The following is a 23,578-nucleotide window of genomic DNA, read 5'->3' as shown; positions in this document are numbered from 1 at the left end:
AGAGGATATATATATGTTTAAAGGAAAGAATGTGGTAGTTACTGGAGGAAGTAGAGGTATAGGAAGAGCTATAGCTATAGAGTTTGGTAAAAAAGGAGCTAATGTGGTTATAAATTATGTTAGTAGTGATGCAGAGGCAGAAAAAGTTGCCGAGGAAATAAAAAGTCTTGGAGGAAATGCTATTTTAGTAAAAGGAGATGTAAGTAGTTTCGAAGAAGGAAAAAAATTAATAGATGAAACGGTAAAAGTTTTTGGAACTATAGACATATTAATTAATAATGCAGGAATAACAAAAGATGGATTAATTATGAGAATGAAAGAAGAGCACTTTGATAAGGTTATAGATATAAATCTTAAGGGTGTATTTAATACTTGTAAGAGTGCAGTGTCTCACATGCTTAAACAGAGAAGTGGAAAGATTATAAATATTTCTTCTGTAGTAGGAGTTGTAGGAAATGCAGGGCAGGCAAACTATGCAGCATCTAAAGCCGGTGTGATAGGTCTTACTAAGTCAATAGCTAAGGAAGTAGGAGCTAGAGGAGTAACCGTAAATGCTGTAGCACCAGGATTTATAAAAAGTGATATGACAGATGTATTAAGTGAAAAAGTAAAGGATGGTATGTTAGGGTTAATTCCTTTAAATAGATTTGGAAATGTAGAAGATGTAGCAAGGACTGTAATTTTTCTTGCATCAGAGGGTGGAGACTATATAACAGGTCAAGTTATAAATGTAGATGGCGGAATGGTAATGTAGTTATTTAAGGAGGACTTATAAAGTGAATAGAAGAGTGGTAATTACAGGTATGGGAGCATTAACTCCTATTGGTAATGATATTAACAGCTTTTGGGATGGAGTTAAGAATGGTAAATGTGGCATAGATTTTATAAAATCTATGGATGTAGAAAAGTTTAAAGTTAAAATAGCTGCAGAGGTTAAAGATTTTGACCCTACAGAAGTTATTGATAGAAAAGAAGCTAAGAGAATGGATAGATATTGTCAACTTGCTATGGCAGCAGCAGAAGAGGCAGTAAAATCTTCAAATTTAGATTTAGATAGTATTGATAAATATAGATTAGGTGTTTTAATTAGTTCAGGAATTGGCGGACTCGATACATTAGAACATGAATATAAAAGAATGTTAGAAAGAGATACAACTAAGGTATCACCATTTTTAATTCCTATGATGATAGAGAATATGGCAGGAGGAAATGTTGCTATAAAATATGGTGCTAAAGGGCCATGCCTATCTGTAGTGACAGCTTGTGCTACAGGAACTAATAGTATAGGTGAAGCTTTTGAGATGATAAAGGCCAATAGAGCAGAAGTAATGATTACAGGTGGGACAGAGGCATCTATAACATCAATAGGGCTTGCTGGATTTACTGCATTAACGGCTTTAAGTAAGAGTGAGGATCCTAAAAAAGCATCTACTCCTTTTGATAAAAATAGAAGTGGATTCGTAATGGGCGAAGGAGCAGGAGTTTTAATTTTAGAAGAGCTCCAGCATGCAAAGGCAAGAGGTGCAAAAATATATGGTGAAGTTATTGGATATGGAGCTACTTGTGATGCCTATCATATCACTCAGCCTAGTGCTGATGGAGAAGGGGCAGCAAGAGCTATGCAACTTGCCATAGAAGAAGGAAATGTAAGTTTAGAAGATATATCATATATTAATGCTCATGGAACTAGTACTCCATATAATGATAAATTTGAAACTATAGCTATTAAAAATTTATTTAAGGAGCAAGCCTATAAGATCCCAGTTAGTTCTACAAAATCAATGACAGGACATTTATTGGGAGCATCAGGTGCTATAGAATCAATTGTATGTATAAAAGCTTTAGAGGAAGGGTTTATTCCAGCTACTATTGGTCTTGAAGAGAAGGATGAAGATTGTGATTTAGATTATGTTCCTAATATTGGAAGAAAAGCAGAACTAAAATATGCTTTGTCTAATTCTTTAGGATTTGGTGGTCATAATGCTACACTTTTATTTAAGAAATGGGAGGAATAAATTATGAATTATGAAGCAATTGAAAGGCTAATTAAATTAATAAATGATTCCGATCTTAAGGAATTAGAACTAGAAGAAGCAGGACTTAGAATAAGGATGAGCAAAAATGATTCTAGCAAAATTATTTATAATGAAGATGCTAGAGCATTAAATCAATCTAAAATGACAGATAAATGTGAGGCAGAGTTTGTTAGTCATACTAATAATGTAAGTGATAATACTTCAGTAATATCAACAAAGCATGAAGAAATAATTACTGAAGAAATAGCTACTGAAGAGAGTAATTTAGAAGAATGCTTTATAGTTAAGTCACCTATGGTAGGAACATATTATTCTTCACCTACAGAAAATGGAGAACCTTATACAAAAATAGGAGATTCAGTATCAAAGGAGTCAATTCTGTGCATAATTGAAGCTATGAAATTGATGAATGAAATTGAATGTGAAGTTGAAGGAACGGTGGCTAAAATATTTGTTAATAATGGAGATGTAGTAGAATTTGGTCAGCCTATAATGGCGATAAAACTTTAGAAATATAGATTATATAAAGGAGGTAGTATAAATAATGTTAGATGTAATAGAAAGTGATGTAATAAAACTCAATATAAAAGAAATACAAGAAATAATACCTCATAGATATCCATTTTTATTTGTAGATCAAATAGAAGGTTTAGAACCAATGAAAAAAGCAGTAGGATATAAAAATATAACTATGAATGAATATTTTTTTCAAGGTCATTTTCCTAAGGAACCAGTATTACCTGGAGTGATAATAGTAGAAGCGCTTGCACAAGTTGGTGCCATTGCATTACTTTATGATGAAAAGTTTAGAGGCAAGATAGCCTACTTCGGTGGGATAAAAAATGCTAGGTTTAAGAGAAAAGTTATACCTGGTGATAGGTTAAAACTAGAAGTTGAAATTATAAAGATAAAAGGACCAATGGGTATTGGTAAAGGAATTGCCACAGTTGATGGAGTAGTAGCTTGTGAATGTGAATTAACCTTCGCAGTAGGAGTATAAAAGTAAGAGAGGTAGCCGTATGTTTAAAAAGATATTAATTGCTAATAGAGGAGAAATTGCAGTTAGAATAATTAGGGCTTGTAGAGAAATGGGAATACAAACTGTAGCTGTATATTCTGAAGGTGATAGAGAAGCTTTGCATGCACAAATGGCAGATGAGTGTGTTTGTATTGGACCATCAGCCTCAAAGGATAGTTATCTAAATGAAAATAATATATTAAATGCTACTATTTTAAAAGGTGCGGAGGCTATTCATCCAGGGTTTGGATTTTTATCTGAAAATAGTAGATTTGCCAAGATGTGTGAAGAGTGTAATATTAAATTTATAGGTCCAACAGCAGAAAATATAAACAATATGGGAAACAAGTCAAAAGCCAGAGAACTTATGGAAAAGGCTAATATACCAGTAGTACCAGGATCAAAGGGAATTATAAATAATGAAGAGGAAGCTATAGTAATAGCTAAAGAAATAGGATATCCAGTAATGATAAAGGCCTCTAGCGGAGGCGGTGGAAAAGGAATTAGGATTGTAAATAATGAGAATCAGCTTATAAGTGATTTTAATGCAGCAAAGAGAGAAGCAAAAGTTTCATTTAACGATGATTCGATGTATATAGAAAAGTTTATAGAAAAACCAAGGCATATAGAAATACAACTCATAGCAGATAATTATGGAAATATAGTATATCTAGGCGAGCGTGAATGTTCTATACAAAGAAAAAATCAAAAGGTGTTAGAAGAAGCACCATCAGTATTTATAGATGATAGTATGAGAAAAAAAATGGGAGAGACTGCAGTTAAAGCAGCTAAATCTATAGGGTATATAAATGCTGGAACTATAGAATTCCTAGTAGATAAGCATAAGAAGTTCTATTTCATGGAGATGAACACTAGAATACAGGTAGAGCATCCTGTAACAGAAATGGTAACAGGAGTTGACTTAATAAAAGAACAAATTAGGATAGCTTATGGAGAAAAGTTAAGTTTTTCACAAGAAGATATAAAAATTACAGGTCACTCTATTGAGTGTAGAATAAATGCGGAGGATCCTTATAAAAATTTTAGACCTTGTCCAGGTGAAATAACTAATTTATATGTACCTGGTGGAAATGGGATTAGGTTAGATTCTGCCGTATATCAAGGATATAAAATTCCACACTGCTATGATTCAATGATTGGTAAACTTGTAGTTCACGGTAAAGATAGAGAAGAAGCTATAAGCAAAATGAAAAGAGCATTAAGTGAATTCATAATAGAAGGAGTTAGTACTAACATAGACCTTCAGCTTGATATTTTAACTAATGAGAATTTTGTAGAAGGAACTTTTGATACAGGGTTCTTAGAAGCATATCTTAATAAAGTTAAATAGTTTAAATCTAAATGAGGTAATTATATGAAAGATTTAAGGTCATTATTTAAAAAAAATGTTTATATTGAAGTAAAACCGAGCAATAAAGAGGGCGAGATAAAAAAGAGACCACAAGTACCTGATGGAATGTGGATTAGATGTCCTAAATGCGGTAATACCATATATAGAGGCGATTTAGTAAATAATTTAAAAGTGTGTTATTCTTGTGGAGGACATTTTAGACTTACAGCAAGAGAAAGAATTAAGCAAACAATTGATGAAGGAACATTTAAAGAATTATTTGCAGATATGATTTCAGACAATCCTTTAGATTTTCCACAATACACGGAGAAGGTAAGTAAGATACAAAGAGTTACTAATATGAAGGAAGCTGTTATAGCTGGTATAGGAAAGATAGATGGTAATACTGTAGTTATATGTGTTATGGATAGTAATTTTCTTATGGGAAGTATGGGAAGTGTAGTTGGAGAGAAGATTACACGAGCTATAGAATTAGCAACAAAGGAGGAACTCCCAATAGTAATATTTACTTGCTCTGGAGGAGCAAGAATGCAAGAAGGAATATTTTCTCTTATGCAAATGGCCAAAACGTCAGCAGCATTATCCTATCATAATGATAAGGGGTTGCTATATATATCTGTACTAACAGATCCAACCACCGGAGGTGTAACAGCAAGTTTTGCAATGATAGGAGATATAATACTTGCTGAACCTAATGCACTTATTGGATTTGCAGGACGAAGAGTTATTGAGCAAACAATAAAGCAAAAGCTACCAGATAATTTTCAGACAGCGGAATTTCTTTTGGAAAAGGGCTATGTAGATAAGGTTGTACACAGAAAGGATATAAAGAGTACTCTTAGTACTATTATAAAAATACATGTGAATTGAAGATACAAGGAATAGAGGTGTTGGAAGTAGATGGATAACAAGTTTAGCTCGTGGGAAAAGGTAAGTATAGCACGTAGTATTAAGAGACCTACAGCACTTAACTATATTAATAGTATATTTGAGGATTTTATAGAGTTAAAAGGCGATAGAGGCTATGGCGATGATAGTGCCATAGTAGGTGGTATAGCTAAATTTGAAAATAAAAGTGTTACAGTTATTGGAATACAAAAGGGCAATAGTACTAAAGAAAATATAGAAAGAAATTTTGGAATGCCAAAGCCAGAGGGATATAGAAAAGCATTAAGACTTATGCTCCAAGCAGAAAAATTTAAAAGACCTGTAATTATTTTTGTAGACACTCCAGGTGCCTTTTGTGGAATAGAATCAGAAGAGCGCGGTATAGGGGAAGCAATTGCTAAAAACCTTATGACTATGAGTAATTTAAAGGTTCCTATAGTTTCTATGATTATAGGAGAAGGTGGAAGTGGAGGGGCACTAGCACTTGCTGTTGCTGATGAGGTATGGATGCTTGAAAATTCTATATACTCAATTTTATCTCCAGAAGGATTTGCATCTATTTTATATAAAGATGTTACTAAAGCTAAAGAGGCAGCTGAAATAATGAAAATAACATCTTCAGATTTATTAGGTTTAGGAGTTATTGATAGGGTTATCAAAGAACCTAAAGGAGGAGCACAGGAAGACTCAAATAAAATGATTTTAAGTATAAAAGCAAATTTAAAAGAAGTATTAGAAAGATTAAGTAAAGAACCTGTAGACTCTTTATTGACTAAGAGATATTATAAGTTTAGAAAATTAGGTAAATATATAGAATAAACTAATAAAATATGGTAATATATGACTAATTATAATATAGTATTGATGTAAATTGTTTTAACTTATAGTAAAATGATTATAATACTAATAATAATTGGTCTTATTTTATTTTGTTAATATATAATTAAATAAATAATTGAACTAGCTATTATAATATAGAAGAGACCATAATTAAAATTAAGTATATAAAATGAATGTAGTAAAAGCTAGATAAATTTATAAATGAGAGGAATATGATATATGAATAACAAAGTAGTTTTAGTAGTTGATTCTGGTAGTGATTTACCTATTGAATTTATAAATCAACCCAACATAGTAGGTTTACCTATTGGGTGTAATTTCAAAGGCCGAGATATAGAGGATTATTTTGGTCAGACTTTGGATATTAAAGAGTTTTATGATGGTTTAAGAGCTGGAGATATGTATACTACATCCCAGATTAACGTATATAAATTTGAAGAAGCTTTTAAAAATATAGTAAAAGAAGGAAAAGCAATTATTTATATAGGACTATCTTCAGGGTTATCAGGAACTGTAAATAATGCAATAAATGCGTCTTTAAGTGTGAAAGAAGAATATCCAGATTGTGATATAACTATAATAGATACATTATCTGCTAGTATGGGAATAGGATTATTAGTATATAAGGTTTATGATATGATGAAAGAAAATAAATCAAAAGAAGAAATAGTTGAGTTTGCGGAAGGAATAAAACTAAAAATAAATCATTACTTTACAGTAGATGATTTAAAACATTTAAAAAGAGGTGGAAGAGTATCAAGTTCTGCTGCAACGGTGGGAACTTTACTTAGTGTAAAACCAGTACTTCATATGAATAATGAGGGGAAACTAATACCTCTTAGTAAGGTTAGAGGTAGAAAAAAGGCTATGCTAGAGCTTGTAAAAAAATTTGAGGAAAGAAGTATAGGAGAAGAACAACTAATAACTATTTCTCATGGAGATTGTTTAGAAGATGCAAAGTTGTTAGAAGAGTTCTGTAGAAAAAGCGGAAGAGTTAAGGATTGTATAATTAATAATTTAGGACCGACTATAGGTAGTCATACTGGAGCAGGATTATTAGCACTATTTTTTGTTGGTAATGGCAGAGAAGAGTAAACAAATCAGTAGATTGTGAGTATATAAGTATTATAGAGGTTAAATTAGAACCTAATTAGCTTTAATATTTAAGATGGGAGGTTGATTATGAAGAGTATAAGACTACTTAAAATAATCAAAAGGATCAAAAGGAAATCCCAACTTAAAGATGAGATAATCAATAGAAAAAACTATGTATATAATAGAGCGAGAGCAAAGGCTTATGCTGAAGCTTATGCAGAGACTCCCAATTTAAAAGAATACCCTGTATTTAAGGATAATGACTGTACTAATTTTATAAGTCAAGTTTTAGTAGCAGGTGGAATGAAAATGAAGGGGGCAGATTATAGAAAGTTTACAGATTGGTTTTGTTATACTAAAGATCCAATGGCTTTAAAGAAAGTTTCCCTGACATGGAGAAGTGCGGAATACTTTAGAAAATATTGGGGAAACAAAGATGGCCAAGGAAATAATATGGCAGATGAATTTAAGGAGTTAACAGTAGAAGAAGCAATAGCTAGGTTTGATGAACTATATACTTATATTATGATAGGTGATGTTATACAATATGCAGACAATAACAAAAAAATATATCATTCTCAAGTAGTACATGCTAAAGAGTTTAATGTAGCATTAAATAGAAATGACTTATTTATAGCTCAGCATTCATTAAATAGAAAGCATGTATCTTTATACGAATACTTAAAATTATTAAAGAACAAAAAGGGAAGACGTATTTATATTTATCATTTTTAATTGTTTAAAGTTTTGTAGATGTATTTCTACAAAACTTTTTTATTTATTATTTACTATTAAAATATGGTAAGAAGGAATAAGTGGTATAATAGAAGTAAAACATATAGTATATAAAATAGAGTAATTATGTAATAGATTTATATATGAATGTAAGAGGTTAATTATGATGGAGGTTAATATGGTTAAATTAAATAGAAATGATAGTTGTTGGTGTGGAAGTGGATTAAAATATAAAAAGTGTCATATGGAGCAAGATAAGTATTTAGAAAAGTTAAGTGAACAGTATGGATATAAAATACCAAGAGAAATTATAAAATCTCAAAAGGATATAGAGGGAATAAGAAAAAGTTGTGCTCTAACTAAAGAGATACTAGATATGGTAGAAGAAAAAATAACAGTAGGAATATCTACAGAAGAAGTAAATAGATGGGTCCATGAATATACAGTATCCCATGGAGCATATCCAGCCCCTTTAGGATATCATGGTTTTCCTAAGAGTACCTGTGTATCTATAAATAGTGTGGTTTGTCATGGTATACCAGACGAAGAAACTATAATAAAAGATGGTGATATAGTTAATGTAGATGTAACTTGTATTCTAGATGGTTATTATGGTGATTCGAATAGAACATTTCTCATGGGAAACGTTAGTGATAAAGCAAGAGATTTGGTACAAACTGCTAAAGAGTGCTTAAAGGTAGGAATAGAGCAAATAAAACCTTTTAATACTTTAGGCGACATAGGATTTGCAATAAATCAGCTTGCAACTAGCAAAGGATATTCTGTAGTTTATGATTATGGTGGTCATGGTGTAGGTAATGAATTTCATGAAGAACCTTTTGTACCTCATATAGGACAAAAGGGCGAAGGAATGATTCTTCTACCAGGAATGACATTTACAGTAGAACCAATGATAAATGAAGGGGTACCAGAAACTGTTGTGTTAGATGATAACTGGACTGCTGTTACAGAAGATAACAAGTTATCTGCTCAGTGGGAACACACCATATTAGTTACTGAAGATGGTTATGAAATATTAACTTAATTTATATTTGTATACAATAGGGTTAAAATTTAATATTAAATTGAAGATTTTTGTCTAAAAATAGAAGAAATTATTTTGTCATTAAGAAAATGTATAAGTACATTATTATGGTGCTGTATGGTATAATATGTAATAAAGATAGATAGTTGGGAGTTATTTAACAATAATCTACATTAAACTTAATATTATTTTAATTAGGTAGGTACTAAATATGAAGATAATTAATGAAAGATATAAAATAGTGGAATTATTAAACCAAAATAGAATTTATTCTGTATATGAAGCCATAGACATAAATAATAACATGTCTATGGTAAACATTTATGTTGTAAATAATTCTAATATAGAAAATAAGATAATTAATTATTGTATATCTGAATATGAAAAAATACCCACTATAAAAAATGATGTTATAAGAATTTTAGATTTTGGTGTAGTAAACAGTGTAGATAATAAAGATAAGATGGATAATTATTATTACACTACAGAAGTTTATAGTGATTACAAGTTATTGCTAGATGCTGTAGAAGGCATTTCTGAAGAAATATTAATTAAAGTATTTTTAGAAATATGTGTAGTAGCACATAATCAAAGTTACAATTATATGAAAGTAGTTCCATTTAGTGATGACAATATATATGTAAGTTTAGATTTTAAAGTTAAACTAAAAGATAAATTAACCACACTTTTACAATCAAGAGAAACAGGCATAGCTAGTTATTCAGAAGACATAGAAGAGGTTACTTCTAATAAATTTAAAGAAGAAAGATACTATATAAATAGATTATGTGAAATATTAATTAGTATTTCATTAAAAAATAAAGGAAGATATAGGGATTCTAAAACTTGTAAAATAATTACAAAACACATGGAAAGTAATGAAGGACAAGAATATAAAGAGTTGTTTGGAGTAAAACTATATAATTTAATAGATAAACTATGTAGTAGTAGAGATAACTCAATAAATAGTATTTTTGATATTATTAAACAAGTTAATTCCATATATAACATGAACTTTAAATATGAAGTTAATAGTGAAAAAAGAGAATTAAATTTTAATATCCCATTAATAGGTAGAGATGAAGAGCTAAAAATGATTATGGAGTCCATTAATCATATAGTTAAATATCATGAAACTAAAAATATTATATTAATTCATGGTGAAATAGGAATAGGTAAGACTCGGTTATTAAAACACATAAAATACATTATGAATGTTAAAGAAAATAAAAGACTTAGATGTTTTTATATGAAAAGTAATAAAGAAGAATCTACAAAGGTTACTATTGCACAGTTATTAAGAAAAATAGTGAGTATTGCAGATAAAAATTTAATTAGCAAATATAAGAAAGAAATAATGCTGCTAGCTCCAGACATTTATGGAGATAATAATAATGAAAATTTGGGATATTTTAAACTAGAAAATAAAGAAAGACTTATACTTATAGCTAAGATATCATCATTTTTACAAGAGTATTACTATGATAACCCAGGGGTAATTATCATAGATGATATGAATATGTATGATACATTAACACTAAATTTAATTCAATATATGTTGAACAACACCTATTTTAGGACTAATGTTCTTATTATTATTGGATATAGGGATGGCGATTGCCTTAATAACAATAATTTTACACAGTTTATTGAATACATTGCAGACAAAGTTGCATTAAATGTTCACCTTAGATCATTAACGGAGAGCAATTCTGCAAAGATGCTAAGAAATATACTAAATGTTGAGAAGATATCCGATGAATTTATAAGTACATTTTATAAATATTCAATGGGAAATCCATTATTCATTGAAGAGTCCTTAAAGGATTTATGTAATAGAGAAATCATATATTTAAACGAAGAAAATGGTAGATGGTATAAGCCTGATAACCATGATATGTATATGCCAGTGAATATGGAAAAGGTCTGTGAAACCCAATTAAAAGATGTAGACAAACTATCCTATGAAATTTTATATATAATTTCATTCTTTTATACACCAATGCCAGTAAGAGTATTAAAAGATGTACTTACAACAAATGAAAGTGATGTAGATAATGTAGTTAATCAGTTGGTAGCTAAGGGTATATTATATAGTTCCATAGGCGATAATGGATTTGTGTATACCTTTTATAATAAATTTTTAAGAAGTTATCTATATAAGGATTTAGAGCAATCTACAAAGGAAGATATTCATAGGAAAATTGTAGTAGTACTTGAACGATATTGCTATGATGAATTAAATATCTATATAGAAGAACTTATCTATCATCTTGAGATTTTAGGGCTTAGTAGAAAACTTATATACTACTATAAGAAAAACGAGCAGAGATTAGAGAATATAAACAGTGTGAATGAAGCTATAAGATATAGTTTTAAGATTCTTCAAATCATTGATAAGTTTGAAAATAGATATGAATTTATTAATGATGAAATAGAAACTAATATGAATTTAGGTAAGTTATACAATAGTATATCTGAAAAAAGTGTGGCATTAGAATATTATATTAAAGCTCAAGAACTATGTAAGTTTCAAGATAAGATAATTACTAATATAGATATTATGGTAGAAATGATCTGGATATACATAGATTTGTGTATGGAAGAAGAGATTGAGAACTACACTAAGGAAATATCAAAATCACTAGAAAATGTAGATTATTTAAAAGGCACTATAGAATACTTAAGAATAATAGTGAGAAACTCATACAATACTGGAGAGTATGAGAAGATTAAAGATGTATGCAGGGAAGGAATAAGGCTTTGTAAAGAAGAGCATATGGATTATAAAGTTGGTTTCTATAATAGTTATTGTAATGCATTGATTGCCCAATGTAAGGAAGAAGAAGCTTTAAAGATATTAAAAGGAACAGTTACTGAATGTTATGAAAAGAACTATACTAAGGCACTACCTAGAATATATAATAGCATTGGAGTTATATATGGAGACTATTACCAATATGGTGATGAAGCACTGAATTGGTTTGAGAGGCTTTATGAAATAAGTAAGATTGAACAAAATAAATTTTATGAAGTAATAGCTTTATCTAATATGGGATTTTTTAGTTATGTTTTAGTAAATTATGATGAAGCATATAGGTATTTAAATAAGGCTTCCAATATAGCTACTCAAAATGAATTGATATATATGAATTTTTATAATTATGTATATATGGCATCTACATTATATAAACAAGGAAAGTATTCTGAATGTTTTAGATATATAGATATATGCAACAAATATATAGAAAGAAATTCAATTTTTGAGCAAGAATTAGTTCCATACTATATATTAGAATATTATATGAATTCCTTAATTGGTAATAGACAAAAAGCTATGGATTATTTATTAGAAGGTAAAAAGGCTTTTGATAATACGAATTCTTTAATGAAATATAAAATGGAGCTACTTTGTATTATAAACAAGATACTTTTAGATAGAAAAATGAAAAGTATAGAAGAGGTAATTGAGGCTAGTGAAAAGATATTATATGTTGATTTAAGGGTGTCAATGTTATCCGATGGAGTTTTACAACTTTTAAATCAAGACTTAAATGGTGTAGCTACAGAAATATTTTATTACATTAAAAAGTTTAAACATGAAATAAAGTCTGATCTTAATAAGTTGACTTTAATATATATTGAAGCAGTTATAGATAAATCTATGCCTATAGGTGCCTTAGAGGAGGCATTAGCTCTATACAAAGATATTAAAAATTCTAATTTATCCTGGAAAATATATTATAAAATAGGATATACCTATTATGAGAATGGAAATAGGGCTAAAGCAGCGTTATATATTTCAGAAGCCTGCGATATAATACTGGATATATTATTGCAAGTTCCTAAGAACTATAGGAAATCTTTTTTACAGAATCAAGGAAACATGGTGGATTGCTTTCGAATACTATTACAAATAAAAGGTTACTATAATCAAAGAAAAGGAATAAAGTTAGACCAAATAAATATTAATACAACAGAAAATATTGAAGATTTATTTCAAATCATATTAGAGAGTGATTTTATAAATGAAGAATTTATAAAATCCTTAAAGGATTCATCTAAGGATTATCTTGCAGATATTGACAGCATTGAGGACTTACTAAATAACTTATGTGGAAATAGTCAAGAAAGTATGGACATCATATGCAAATATATAAGTTATATTAGTTTAGCAACGAAAACTAATATAATAATAGAGAATAATAATAGATTTTCTGTAGTGTCAAGTGATGGAAATGATGTAGAACTGCCAGATGATATGTCTATAGTTAACATAGCTAGAAATAAGGGAATACCTATTAGGTTAAGTAGAAAAGTTATTTGTGATGCCAATGGGAATATACTAAGTTATGATATCGAAAATGATATAAAAGCAGCTATGTGTATACCAATAACTCAAATTTCTAAAAATAGTAGAGGTATGAGTAAATATGATTATAATCATGATGTGTTAGGATATGTATATGTGGAAAGTAAAAGAAAATTAAATAACATAAATGAGGAGACAATGCATCGATGTGTAACTATAGGTAGAATTTTGTACATGATAATTGATAAACTTAATATAAAAAGAAATTCTACTATAGACAAGTTGACTAACACATTAACAAGAAGGTATTTAGAATCATTTATTCATGAACAGATAGACAGATCTTTTAATTTTAACTCTGAATTTTCAACTATAATGGTAGATATAGATAAATTTAAAACCATTAATGATACCTTTGGACATAGAATGGGTGACCAAGTATTAAGTAAGATATGTGAAGTAATTATAAAAAATATTAGACAAGATGATGCAGTAGGAAGATATGGTGGAGAAGAATTTATTATAGTATTACCTAATACAGGTATAGAGGAAGCTAAGATTATAGCTGAAAGAATTAGAGTGAAAATTTATCAGGCAAAAGTTATGGGAGATAAAAGAGTAGTAACAGTAAGTTTAGGCGTAGCTAATTATCCTAATCATACGACTACCTATGAAGAGCTTATTGAAAAAACAGACCAAGCTTTATATGCAGCTAAAAATAGTGGTCGTAATGCTACTAGAGTATGGGAAGAATCCTATGGTTCTAAAATAAGCACTACAAATAAATTAAGTGGTATATTTGTGGGTAGTGAAAATCAAGACTATAAGAATGTCTCAACTTTAATTGAATTCATAGATTTGATTAATTCAGAGGGAAATGTAGATGAAAAAATTGCCATTACAATTAATAGAATTACAGAAATTATTGAAGCTGATTCATGTACATTATTTACCATAAAACAAGGGGAATTAGTCAATAGATATTCTAAAACTATAGATGAAACACTGGATGAATTTGATGAAATACGTAAATACAATAAGATTAAGGCTACAATAAATTCAGGAGAAAATATTTGTGGAGTAGATTGGGATTGCATAGATGAATATGATGAAATTAAAAACATTCCTGATTTAAAATCTAATATTATAGTTTTATTAAAAGATAAAATAGATATAATTGGAGTAATATACTTAACAGCTTCAATTAATCATAAGGAATTTACTTATGATGAATTAAATTTTGTTAATACTTTAGGTAAAATAATTGTTCCAATCCTAAAAGAATATCAATAATATTAAATTTATAGGTATGAAATTAGAGAGCTAGTTTCATACCTTTTATCATAAATAGATAATTAATAAAAACTTAAAAGTATATATTTTTATATATAGTATATATAAGATATACTTTAAGTAGGAGTTATAGCGCTTTTCCATAGGGAAAGGTACTTATAAGTTATTTTAAATTTATATTAAAATATAATAATGAATATTAAAGTTTGGGAGATAAATAATAGTAGTACTATTAAAAGATAAAATAATAAAATAGCAGGAGGAGAAAGATGAATTATAATTTGGGAAAAATATATCATGGATTTAAGTTGCATAGAGAAGAAAAGGTTGAAGAAATAAATTCTATAGCTAGAGTTTTTATACATGAAAAAACGGGGGCAAAATTATTACATCTGGAAAATGATGATTCTAACAAAGTATTTGCAATAGGGTTTAAAACACCACCAAGCGATGATACTGGAGTTGCTCATATATTAGAGCATAGTGTATTATGTGGTTCACGCAAATTTCCTACAAAAGAGCCCTTTGTAGAACTTATAAAAGGATCATTAAACACGTTTCTAAATGCTATGACCTTTAGTGATAAAACTATATATCCACTAGCAAGTAAAAATGAAAAGGACTTTTTTAATTTAATGGATGTATATTTAGATGCAGTATTTTATCCTAATATATATAATACAAAGGAAATTTTAATGCAAGAAGGTTGGCATTATGAATTAGAAAATGCTGAAGATGAGCTAACTTATAAGGGTGTAGTTTATAATGAAATGAAAGGAGCATTTTCATCACCAGATGGAGTGTTAATGAGAGGAATTCAAAAATCTTTATTTGAACATAATACCTATGGATTTGAATCAGGTGGAGATCCAGAATTCATACCAGATTTAACTGAAGAGGAGTTTTTAGGATTTCATAGTAAATACTACCATCCGTCTAACAGCTATATATTCTTATATGGAGATGGAAACTTAGATGAGAGATTAGCATTTATTAATGACAATTACTTAAACAATTTTGAAAAAAAGGATATTGATGCTGAAATATTACCAGAGAAGCCTTTTAAAGAAATGAAAGAGGCTGTAACAGAATACTCTATTTCTAATGAAGATAATGAAGATGAAAAAACTTTCATGGCATTAAACTTTGTTACTGGAGAATGTACTAATGATGAATTATATATTAGTCTAAGTGTTTTAGAATATCTTTTATTAGAAACTCAAGGAGCTCCATTAAAACAAGCAATCCTTGATGCTAACCTAGGAAAGGATGTATATGGAAGTTTTGATAATGGGATTCTACAACCGGTATTTAGTATAGTACTTAAAAATAGTGATGCAAGCAAAAAAGAAGAATTTAAGAATGTAGTGTTTGATACATTAAAATCATTGGTTAAAAATGGAATTGATAAAAAACTAATAGAGGCATGCATAAACATTACAGAATTTAAGTTAAGAGAAGCAGATTTTCAGGGCATGCCTAAAGGGTTATTCTATTATATGACAGCTATGGATAGCTGGCTACATGATGGAGATCCGTTAATTCACTTAAAATATGAAAAAAATATGGAAAAAATAAAGAAAGCACTAACTTCAAATTATTTTGAACAATTAATTGAAAAATATATATTAAACAATAATCATAGCTCATTAATAGTGTTAGCGCCTAAAAGGGGTTTAGCAGATGAAAAGGATAAAAAATTAAGAACTGGATTAATGGAATATAAAGAAAATCTGTCTGTTGAGGAAATACAAGACATAATTAATGAAACAAAGTCTTTAATAAATAGACAAAATACTCCTGATCCAGAGGAAATATTAGAAACAATACCAGTATTATCTATAGATGATATAGACGAGAAAGTTGAAGAATTAGGTGTTATAGAGGAGGATGCTTCCGGAGTGAAACTACTTCATCATGATGCATTTACAAGTAAAATTGCTTACTTAGATTTCATGTTTGATAGCAGAACCATAGCACAAGAAGATATTTCCTATCTAAGTCTATTAACCACACTACTAGGAAAAATTAATACTAAAACCTATAGTTATGTGGATTTATCTAATGAAATACTAATTAATACAGGTGGAATATATTTTAAAAATGAAGTATATGGTGATAGTAAAGATGTTCTTAGATATAGTACTTACCTTGAAGGACATTGTAGTGTAGTAGTAGATAGAGTTCCAAGAGCTTTAGAAATATTGGCAGATATAATTAAGAATACATCCTTTGAAGATAAAAAGAGAATAAGAGAACTTATAAGAGTTTTAATATCAAGAATAGAAATGAAGCTTATGGATAGAGGACATCAAGTTGCAACTACAAGATTAGGAGCTTATTTTTCTCCTGCTTATGAATATATAGAAAAAACTTCAGGATATGAGTACTATAAATTCTTAAAGGAGATAGAAAATAACTTTGATGATAGAATAGATACTGTTATTTTGAAATTTCAAGCTATAATGAATAAGGTATTTAATAAAAATAGCTTATTAGTGGCAGTAACTGGTAAAGATGAAGAGGTTAATGCTGTAAAGAAGAATATTTCAGAAATATTAGAAGTATTATCTGATGAAGAAGTACAAATTAACAAGTATGGCTTCCATGAAGAAAACAAAAATGAAGGAATGCTTACTCCATCTAATGTTCAATATGTGGCAAAGGGATATAACTATAAAAAATTAGGATATGAATACACAGGAAAGTTATTAGTGCTAAAAACTATAATTGGCATGGATTATCTATGGAATAAAGTTAGAGTACAGGGTGGAGCTTATGGAGCTTTTGCTAATATAGTTAGAAGTGGTAATTTTATGTTTGCTAGTTATAGAGACCCTAATATAAAAGAGACCTTAAAGACTTATGATAATGCAGCTAAATACTTGGATAATTTTACAACTACAGATAGAGAAATGCTAAAATACATTATAGGAACTATAAGTGAACTAGATATGCAATTAACTCCATCCATGGCAGGAGATGCAGCAGTTAGCTATTATATAAGAAGAATATCTAAGGTGGATAGACAACAGGAAAGGAAAGAAGTGTTATCTACTACAGTTAAGGATATTAATAACTTCTCAAAATTAGTAGCAGATGTTATGAAGATGAATTATATAGTGGTTCTTGGTAATGATGGTAAGATTAAAGAAAATAAAGATGTATTTAAAAACTTAGAAAATGTGTTTAACTAAGGGGGGAGAAATTTAATCAGAAATTATAATTTACTTATGAATTCTGATTAAAATTAACTATGATAAATGATAGTATATATGGAGAAGGAGAGATCACTCTAGAAGATGCAATAGGAGAAATGTTAGTTAATGAGGGTTTAACTATTTCTACTGCAGAATCCTGTACAGGAGGAATGGTTGCAGCAAGATTAATTAACTATCCTGGTATATCAAAAAGTTTACTTGAAGGAGTAGTAACCTATAGTAATGAAGCTAAAATCAATAGAATTAATGTAAAAAGAGAAACCCTTGAGAAATTTGGAGCTGTTAGCCATCAGGTAGCAGCTCAAATGGCTGAAGGAATAGCTAAGACTTCAGGAGCTGATATAGGAATATCAACTACAGGAGTAGCAGGGCCAGGTGGAGGAACTGCTGAGAAACCAGTAGGAAGAGTATATATAGGATTATATTATAGGGGCAAGGTTTCAACAAAAGAATTAAACCTTTCTGGAAATAGGCAAGAAATAAGAGAAAAATCTACTATAAATATTTTAGATATGTTAAGAAATGAATTATTAAATGATAAATTAATATAAAAAAGTAAAGCACCCCATGTAAATTAGGGTGCTTTACTTTTTATGTTTATGCTTATTTTTATTATCCTTATTAATTAAAATAGAAGACAAATCAGTACCAATTAAGTTATTAATATTTATATATCCATTACCTTGTTTATATTTTTTATCATTTATCAAGGTTGAATTTATTCTCAATAAAGTATATATATCATCAAAGGTAAACTCGTTGTTTATTTCAAATAATAGTGCACAGATACCTGCTATAAAAGCACAGGATATAGAGGTTCCACTACGAATAGTATAAGGAGAAGTAAGAGGTGGGGGATATATTTTTTCACCATCTCTCTCAGATATATAATTACAGTCAGTGTTTAAAGATATAATATCATCACTGGCAGCAACAAAATCAGGTTTTTTTAATATTTTATTAGAGCCGCAACAGGAATAATCACTTATTTTATAAGTAGAATTTGTATCTATTCCACCTATTGTAAGCACTTTATCAGATAGAGCAATACCTTTTATAGTATCTTCTTTATCTTCATTATTACCAGCAGGTACAACTATTATTATGTTTTTATTTCTAAGTATAGTAAAAATTTTATCATATAGAGATAAAATAAACTTATTTAAAGTAGTTATTTCAAAAGGTGCACATACTATTTTTATATTAAATTCATCAATACTATTATATAAACATTCTAAAGCAAATAAAGTAGCTGAAATATACCCTTTACCAAGCTTATTAAAGGCTTTTACCATAACTAAATGGCTATCAACAGCAATGCCATGTTGTTTTACTTTTTTATTTGTACCTTCTCCACATATTAATCCAGAAATAAAAGTCCCATGACCATTGTCATCATAAGGATATGTTGAACCATTAATTATATCAATAAATTTTTTTACTTTATTTGATGGGGTAGATAAATCTATATGTGGATACACGCCACTATCAATAATACCAATACCTATGCCTTTACCGGAAACCTCTTTATTTTTTAACACTTCAAATCTTTTGTTATCTAAAAAAACTCCATTGGCATGAAGGATATTTTTGTTGCATAAAAATGCTATGTCGTCAATGCATATATATTTGACTTCCGGAAGCTCTATAATTCTTTTAATAGCCCTTTTGGTAGCAAGTACACATAAACAATGCAAGGATTTAATATTATACAAGACTTCACCTTTTGAAGATTTAATGTTTTTCTCTATTGAATTTTTAATGCTACCATATTTAATTATTATTCTATATCTATTATAAATATCATTATCCATCACATTTTTAAGAGTTGGATCAAGTTTTTTATTAAAAAGCATAAAATACTCCTTATATACTTATTACACTTATTAGTATATGTAAACTAGGAGTATTTGTTAAAGCTTTTATTTATTATAAAAATAAAAGCTAAGATTAAGAATTTTTATATTCTAATCTTAGCTTTTAAAGCTTTGTAAATTTTATTATAAATTATATATGTTCTTACACATAGAGAAAAATGCTCTTGCAATAGGAGTAAGAGTTCTTTTAGAACTTACTATTAAGAAAAGATCTCTTCTTAAGTCTACATTTTCTACTCTACTTATACGCATGTTACCACTAATAAAGCCATCATCACATAGGCTTTTACTAATTATAGAAATTCCTAATCCTAGATTAATAAGTTTAAGTTGAGCATGTACACTATTTACCTCACAAAGAACTTTTAATTTCTTAGGATCTATTTTGCTTGCATGAAGCTGAGCTTCTAAAGTATGTCGAGTGGCAGATTCCTTTTCTCTTATTATAAAAGGGTATTTTATTAAATCATCAATAGAAATAGTTTCAGGTAAATTTAATTTTGGATTAGAAACAATAACAAGTTCATCTTCCATTATCTTATAACTATTTATTTTTGAATTATCTATGATTGTACCAACTAAACCAATTTCACATTTAAGATCTATAATATCTTTAATTATAGATACAGAACCTTGTTCTTTAATGTTAAATTTAACGTTTGAGTAGAGTTCACTAAAGGTTGAAACAAGAGTAGGTAGTAAGGAATTGCATGGAGTAGTGCTAGCAGCAATGTTTAAGACACCAGTAATATTATTATTGAAATTAGATAGATCGGTGATAGCATTATTCCTTAAATTTATAATATCATTAGCATATTGTAGAAAAGATTCTCCTACAGGTGTAAGATTAACTTCCTTAGATGTTCTATCAAATAATTGAATATTAAGTTCTTTTTCTAAACTAGAAATATGAGAACTTATAGTAGGTTGAGATAGGTAAATAGCATTTGCAGCCTTAGAAAAACTTCTAAGTTTAGACACTGTAATAAATGCTTCTAATTGTTTGAAATCCATAGTCTACCTCCTATTAATAATAATTTAAGATTTAATAATTCGATTTATATGAAAAAAGATTTCTATTTGAGAACTGTTAAAACTCCTTACGAAAAAATAGAAAAGATAGAAGCTATCCTTTCCATTTAAAAACTATAATTCCAGCTATCATTATGATAACACCGATGCATTCTCGTATTCCATATCCAGCTTCAGTAGAGCCAAACCAACCAAAGTGATTGATAAGTGCAGCTGCAATAAGTTGGGCAATAAGAATAGTTGCTACAGCTATAGCCGGACCAAGACTAGACATACCCTTAATTACTGTAAACGTAATAACAGCACCCAATACTCCGGCCAAAAGGTAAAGTTTGTTAGCATCTTTTAAATTTCTAAAGGTACCGTCACCTGCAAAGAATAACACTATTAGGGCAGTTATAAGTGCAATAGCTTGGGTTAATACTGTGGTCTCCCATAGTCCAATTTTTTTTGAGAGTTCTGTATTAAATACACCTTGAACACTCATAGTTACCCCTGCAATTATTGAGAAAATTATACCCAACATAAAAACTTTCACCATCCTTTTAAAGATAGCTTACCCTAATATGGATATAATTATTTAAAAATTTAAGGGGTATATCTTCTCTTAATCTTATTAACTATAAAGTTAAAATCATAGAAAAGAAATTGTTTTTAATATTAAAACTCTTTTAAATCATAACTTTTAACTAAGGTATCTCGTCTATTGTTAAGTTGTTTCCAAATCTCGATTTTATTTATCTTAGTAAAATTAAACAAATCAGTTTTATCTTTATTTTCATCTAAGGTAAATAAGTTATTTGAATAGGCCTTTCTAATTGCGTTGTTAGCATTAGAAATAGGCATGTTAAAATAGGATAGTGTTGAGAAATCTTTAACACTTATACCATGAGTATTAAACATGTCAAACATGCTTCTAGATATCTTGTTTATGTATCCTTTATCTTTAACTTTTAAGTTTACGGTATTAGATGTATCGTTGATGAAAATGTCATTATCAATTCCAACTTTAAATTTTTTATAAGGAGATAAAATTTTTGAGATTATCTCATCTAATTTATCAAGCTCTGTATTAGAGACAGAACCTAGAGGAATGTACAAATTAGATATGTTTTTATACAACTTATATTTCTTATTTAAAAATTTTTGGATAGATATAATGTCATCAACAGATTTATCATCCACCAATGCAACTAAATAATATTTCATTTTTTCCTCCCGAATGTAGATTTTTATTATAAAGTATTATATCATTATAAAATACTTTAACGCTACAATTAACAGTATTATAACATATAATAATAGGTTATAATAGACATATATAGTTAATTATATTTTTACTTTTATATGTATATAAAAATAAAAATTAAAAATTACACTTATAAATTTAAAATTTTTATTAAAATATACGAACATTGTGATATAATTATAATTATGAGATTTTAACATTTAAAAATTAGGTTTAATTGACATAGATATAGATAGACATGGAATTAAGTTAACATATGTAAAGTATGGACATTATATAAATAGTGAGGATGATACCTGTATGGAAAAATTAGTTATAAATGGAGGCAATCCATTATTTGGAAATGTAAATATTAATGGCGCAAAAAATGCAGCTGTAGCAATTTTACCAGCAGCAATTTTAGCATCTAAGGGAGTTTGTACAATAGAGAATGTTCCTAATATAGAAGATATAAATTGTTTAGAAATTATTTTAGAATATTTAGGATGTAAGGTAGAATCAAGTTGTAATTCAATAAAAATTGATAGCACAAATATAGTAACAACCAATGCTACAATCCCAGAAGTAAGAAATATGAGAGCATCCTATTACTTATTAGGATCATTATTATCTAGATTTAAAAAAGCTAGAGTAGAACTTCCAGGGGGCTGCCCTATTGGAGATAGACCAATAGATCAGCATATCAAAGGATTTGAAGCCTTAGGAGCTACAGTTACCATAGAACATGGTGCAGTAAATCTGGTTGCAGAAAAATTAGTTGGAACAACTATATATTTTGATGTAGTTAGCGTAGGTGCTACTATAAATATCATGCTTGCAGCGGTTCTTGCGGAAGGAACTACAGTTTTAGAGAATGCAGCAAAAGAACCACATGTAGTAGACGTGGCCAACTTCTTAAATACTATGGGGGCAAATGTAAAAGGTGCTGGAACTGATGTAATAAAGATTACTGGAGTAGAGGAACTTTCAGGATGTAATTATTCAGTAATACCAGATCAAATTGAAGCTGGAACTTTTATGATAGCAACAGCAGCTTGTGGTGGAGATGTTACATTAAATAATGTAATACCAAAACACTTAGAATCTATTTCAGCAAAGCTTTTGGAAATGGGTGTAGAAGTTATAGAAGATGAGGATAAAGTTATAGTTAGAAGTGGAAATAACCTTAAAGGTGTAAATATAAAGACTTTACCATATCCAGGATTTCCAACAGATGTACAACAACCAATGAGTACTCTTTTAACTATGGCGCAAGGAAGAAGCATTGTAAATGAAAGTATATATGAATCAAGATTTAAGCATATAGATGAGTTAAAGAAGATGGGTGCAAATGTTAAAATAGAAGGTAGAATAGCTATAATAGATGGAGTTAAAAATTTATCTGGAGCTAATGTTAAAGCTACAGATTTAAGAGCAGGTGCAGCTTTAGTTATTGCAGGTCTTTCAGCCCAAGGAAAAACTGAAGTTGAAGGCATTGAACATATAGATAGAGGGTATTTGTATATAGAAGAAAAATTTAAAGCTTTAGGTGCAGATATTAGAAGAGTAAATATATAAGTTTTATA

General features: G+C 28.9%; 17 protein-coding genes and 1 pseudogene. 14 read left to right on the top strand and 4 right to left on the bottom strand.

Features of this window, described 5'->3' with window-relative positions; genetic code table 11:
* The first annotated feature begins 13 nt into the window (after positions 1-13).
* The 13 genes and pseudogenes from fabG to B3J31_RS07370 all read left to right on the top strand — a co-directional run.
* Positions 14-754, top strand: coding sequence for a 3-oxoacyl-[acyl-carrier-protein] reductase (gene fabG / locus B3J31_RS07430; protein WP_150844365.1), 741 nt, complete (start codon positions 14-16; stop codon positions 752-754).
* 22 nt (positions 755-776) lie between these two features.
* Positions 777-2,015 (top strand): beta-ketoacyl-ACP synthase II, encoded by a 1,239-nt coding sequence (fabF, locus tag B3J31_RS07425; RefSeq protein WP_346867555.1) that lies wholly within the window; start codon positions 777-779, stop codon positions 2,013-2,015.
* Between the two features lie 3 nt (positions 2,016-2,018).
* A complete protein-coding gene (gene accB / locus B3J31_RS07420; protein WP_346867556.1) occupies positions 2,019-2,546 on the top strand; it encodes an acetyl-CoA carboxylase biotin carboxyl carrier protein in 528 nt (175 codons plus the stop codon).
* Positions 2,547-2,607: 61 nt separating this feature from the next.
* A complete protein-coding gene (fabZ, locus tag B3J31_RS07415) occupies positions 2,608-3,036 on the top strand; it encodes a 3-hydroxyacyl-ACP dehydratase FabZ (protein WP_414632071.1) in 429 nt (142 codons plus the stop codon).
* Between the two features lie 19 nt (positions 3,037-3,055).
* Positions 3,056-4,405, top strand: a complete 1,350-nt coding sequence (locus B3J31_RS07410; RefSeq protein WP_150844361.1) for an acetyl-CoA carboxylase biotin carboxylase subunit — start codon at positions 3,056-3,058, stop codon at positions 4,403-4,405.
* Positions 4,406-4,429: 24 nt separating this feature from the next.
* Entirely contained in the window at positions 4,430-5,296 is an 867-nt protein-coding gene (gene accD, locus B3J31_RS07405; protein WP_346867558.1) for an acetyl-CoA carboxylase, carboxyltransferase subunit beta, read from the top strand.
* A gap of 30 nt (positions 5,297-5,326) precedes the next feature.
* Positions 5,327-6,133, top strand: a complete 807-nt coding sequence (locus tag B3J31_RS07400) for an acetyl-CoA carboxylase carboxyltransferase subunit alpha (RefSeq protein WP_035134571.1) — start codon at positions 5,327-5,329, stop codon at positions 6,131-6,133.
* Between the two features lie 240 nt (positions 6,134-6,373).
* Positions 6,374-7,249 carry a DegV family protein gene (locus B3J31_RS07395; protein WP_150844360.1) on the top strand — a complete coding sequence of 292 codons (876 nt, stop codon included), beginning with the start codon at positions 6,374-6,376 and terminating at the stop codon, positions 7,247-7,249.
* Between the two features lie 87 nt (positions 7,250-7,336).
* Positions 7,337-7,984: an amidase domain-containing protein gene (locus tag B3J31_RS07390; protein WP_150844359.1), complete on the top strand. Its 648-nt coding sequence runs from the start codon at positions 7,337-7,339 to the stop codon at positions 7,982-7,984.
* 178 nt (positions 7,985-8,162) lie between these two features.
* Positions 8,163-9,029 (top strand): type I methionyl aminopeptidase, encoded by an 867-nt coding sequence (gene map, locus B3J31_RS07385; protein WP_346867560.1) that lies wholly within the window; start codon positions 8,163-8,165, stop codon positions 9,027-9,029.
* Between the two features lie 211 nt (positions 9,030-9,240).
* A complete protein-coding gene (locus B3J31_RS07380; RefSeq protein ID WP_346873844.1) occupies positions 9,241-14,634 on the top strand; it encodes a diguanylate cyclase in 5,394 nt (1,797 codons plus the stop codon).
* A gap of 269 nt (positions 14,635-14,903) precedes the next feature.
* The gene (locus tag B3J31_RS07375) at positions 14,904-17,831 is read left to right on the top strand and encodes an insulinase family protein (RefSeq protein WP_150844356.1); all 2,928 of its coding nucleotides are present in this window, start codon (positions 14,904-14,906) and stop codon (positions 17,829-17,831) included.
* A 59-nt stretch (positions 17,832-17,890) separates the two neighbouring features.
* A pseudogene (locus B3J31_RS07370) lies at positions 17,891-18,406 on the top strand (nicotinamide-nucleotide amidohydrolase family protein); the annotation flags it as partial.
* A gap of 33 nt (positions 18,407-18,439) precedes the next feature.
* Here B3J31_RS07370 and B3J31_RS07365 read toward each other — a convergent pair.
* From B3J31_RS07365 to B3J31_RS07350, 4 genes are all read right to left on the bottom strand, one after another.
* The gene (locus B3J31_RS07365; RefSeq protein WP_346867562.1) at positions 18,440-19,711 is read right to left on the bottom strand and encodes a S8 family serine peptidase; all 1,272 of its coding nucleotides are present in this window, start codon (positions 19,709-19,711) and stop codon (positions 18,440-18,442) included.
* A 144-nt stretch (positions 19,712-19,855) separates the two neighbouring features.
* Positions 19,856-20,746 carry a selenium metabolism-associated LysR family transcriptional regulator gene (locus tag B3J31_RS07360; protein WP_150844353.1) on the bottom strand — a complete coding sequence of 297 codons (891 nt, stop codon included), beginning with the start codon at positions 20,744-20,746 and terminating at the stop codon, positions 19,856-19,858.
* A 112-nt stretch (positions 20,747-20,858) separates the two neighbouring features.
* Positions 20,859-21,290, bottom strand: a complete 432-nt coding sequence (locus B3J31_RS07355) for a DMT family transporter (RefSeq protein WP_346867563.1) — start codon at positions 21,288-21,290, stop codon at positions 20,859-20,861.
* Positions 21,291-21,424: 134 nt separating this feature from the next.
* Complete coding sequence (locus B3J31_RS07350; protein WP_035134591.1) at positions 21,425-21,973, bottom strand: hypothetical protein; 549 nt, start codon at positions 21,971-21,973, stop codon at positions 21,425-21,427.
* A gap of 340 nt (positions 21,974-22,313) precedes the next feature.
* Here B3J31_RS07350 and B3J31_RS07345 point away from each other — a divergent pair, with 340 nt between their 5' ends.
* Complete coding sequence (locus B3J31_RS07345) at positions 22,314-23,570, top strand: UDP-N-acetylglucosamine 1-carboxyvinyltransferase (RefSeq protein ID WP_150844350.1); 1,257 nt, start codon at positions 22,314-22,316, stop codon at positions 23,568-23,570.
* Positions 23,571-23,578 lie beyond the last annotated feature (8 nt).

It is taken from the genome of Clostridium sp. UBA5988 (assembly GCF_002435615.1).
Taxonomy (GTDB): domain Bacteria; phylum Bacillota; class Clostridia; order Clostridiales; family Clostridiaceae; genus Clostridium_J; species Clostridium_J sulfidigenes.
Note: the sequence above shows the minus strand (reverse complement) of the source record. Positions and strands in the feature narration are given on the sequence as shown.

Bases quoted from the DNA above. Each gene is read 5' to 3' on its own strand.
- B3J31_RS07355 (WP_346867563.1), bottom strand. From the start codon at position 21,290: ATGTTGGGTATAATTTTCTCAATAATTGCAGGGGTAACTATGAGTGTT.
- accB (WP_346867556.1), top strand. From the start codon at position 2,019: ATGAATTATGAAGCAATTGAAAGGCTAATTAAATTAATAAATGATTCC.
- map (WP_346867560.1), top strand. From the start codon at position 8,163: ATGGTTAAATTAAATAGAAATGATAGTTGTTGGTGTGGAAGTGGATTA.
- accD (WP_346867558.1), top strand. From the start codon at position 4,430: ATGAAAGATTTAAGGTCATTATTTAAAAAAAATGTTTATATTGAAGTA.
- B3J31_RS07400 (WP_035134571.1), top strand. From the start codon at position 5,327: ATGGATAACAAGTTTAGCTCGTGGGAAAAGGTAAGTATAGCACGTAGT.
- B3J31_RS07345 (WP_150844350.1), top strand. From the start codon at position 22,314: ATGGAAAAATTAGTTATAAATGGAGGCAATCCATTATTTGGAAATGTA.
- B3J31_RS07350 (WP_035134591.1), bottom strand. From the start codon at position 21,973: ATGAAATATTATTTAGTTGCATTGGTGGATGATAAATCTGTTGATGAC.
- B3J31_RS07390 (WP_150844359.1), top strand. From the start codon at position 7,337: ATGAAGAGTATAAGACTACTTAAAATAATCAAAAGGATCAAAAGGAAA.
- B3J31_RS07365 (WP_346867562.1), bottom strand. From the start codon at position 19,711: ATGCTTTTTAATAAAAAACTTGATCCAACTCTTAAAAATGTGATGGAT.
- fabG (WP_150844365.1), top strand. From the start codon at position 14: ATGTTTAAAGGAAAGAATGTGGTAGTTACTGGAGGAAGTAGAGGTATA.
- B3J31_RS07395 (WP_150844360.1), top strand. From the start codon at position 6,374: ATGAATAACAAAGTAGTTTTAGTAGTTGATTCTGGTAGTGATTTACCT.
- B3J31_RS07375 (WP_150844356.1), top strand. From the start codon at position 14,904: ATGAATTATAATTTGGGAAAAATATATCATGGATTTAAGTTGCATAGA.
- B3J31_RS07410 (WP_150844361.1), top strand. From the start codon at position 3,056: ATGTTTAAAAAGATATTAATTGCTAATAGAGGAGAAATTGCAGTTAGA.
- B3J31_RS07360 (WP_150844353.1), bottom strand. From the start codon at position 20,746: ATGGATTTCAAACAATTAGAAGCATTTATTACAGTGTCTAAACTTAGA.
- B3J31_RS07380 (WP_346873844.1), top strand. From the start codon at position 9,241: ATGAAGATAATTAATGAAAGATATAAAATAGTGGAATTATTAAACCAA.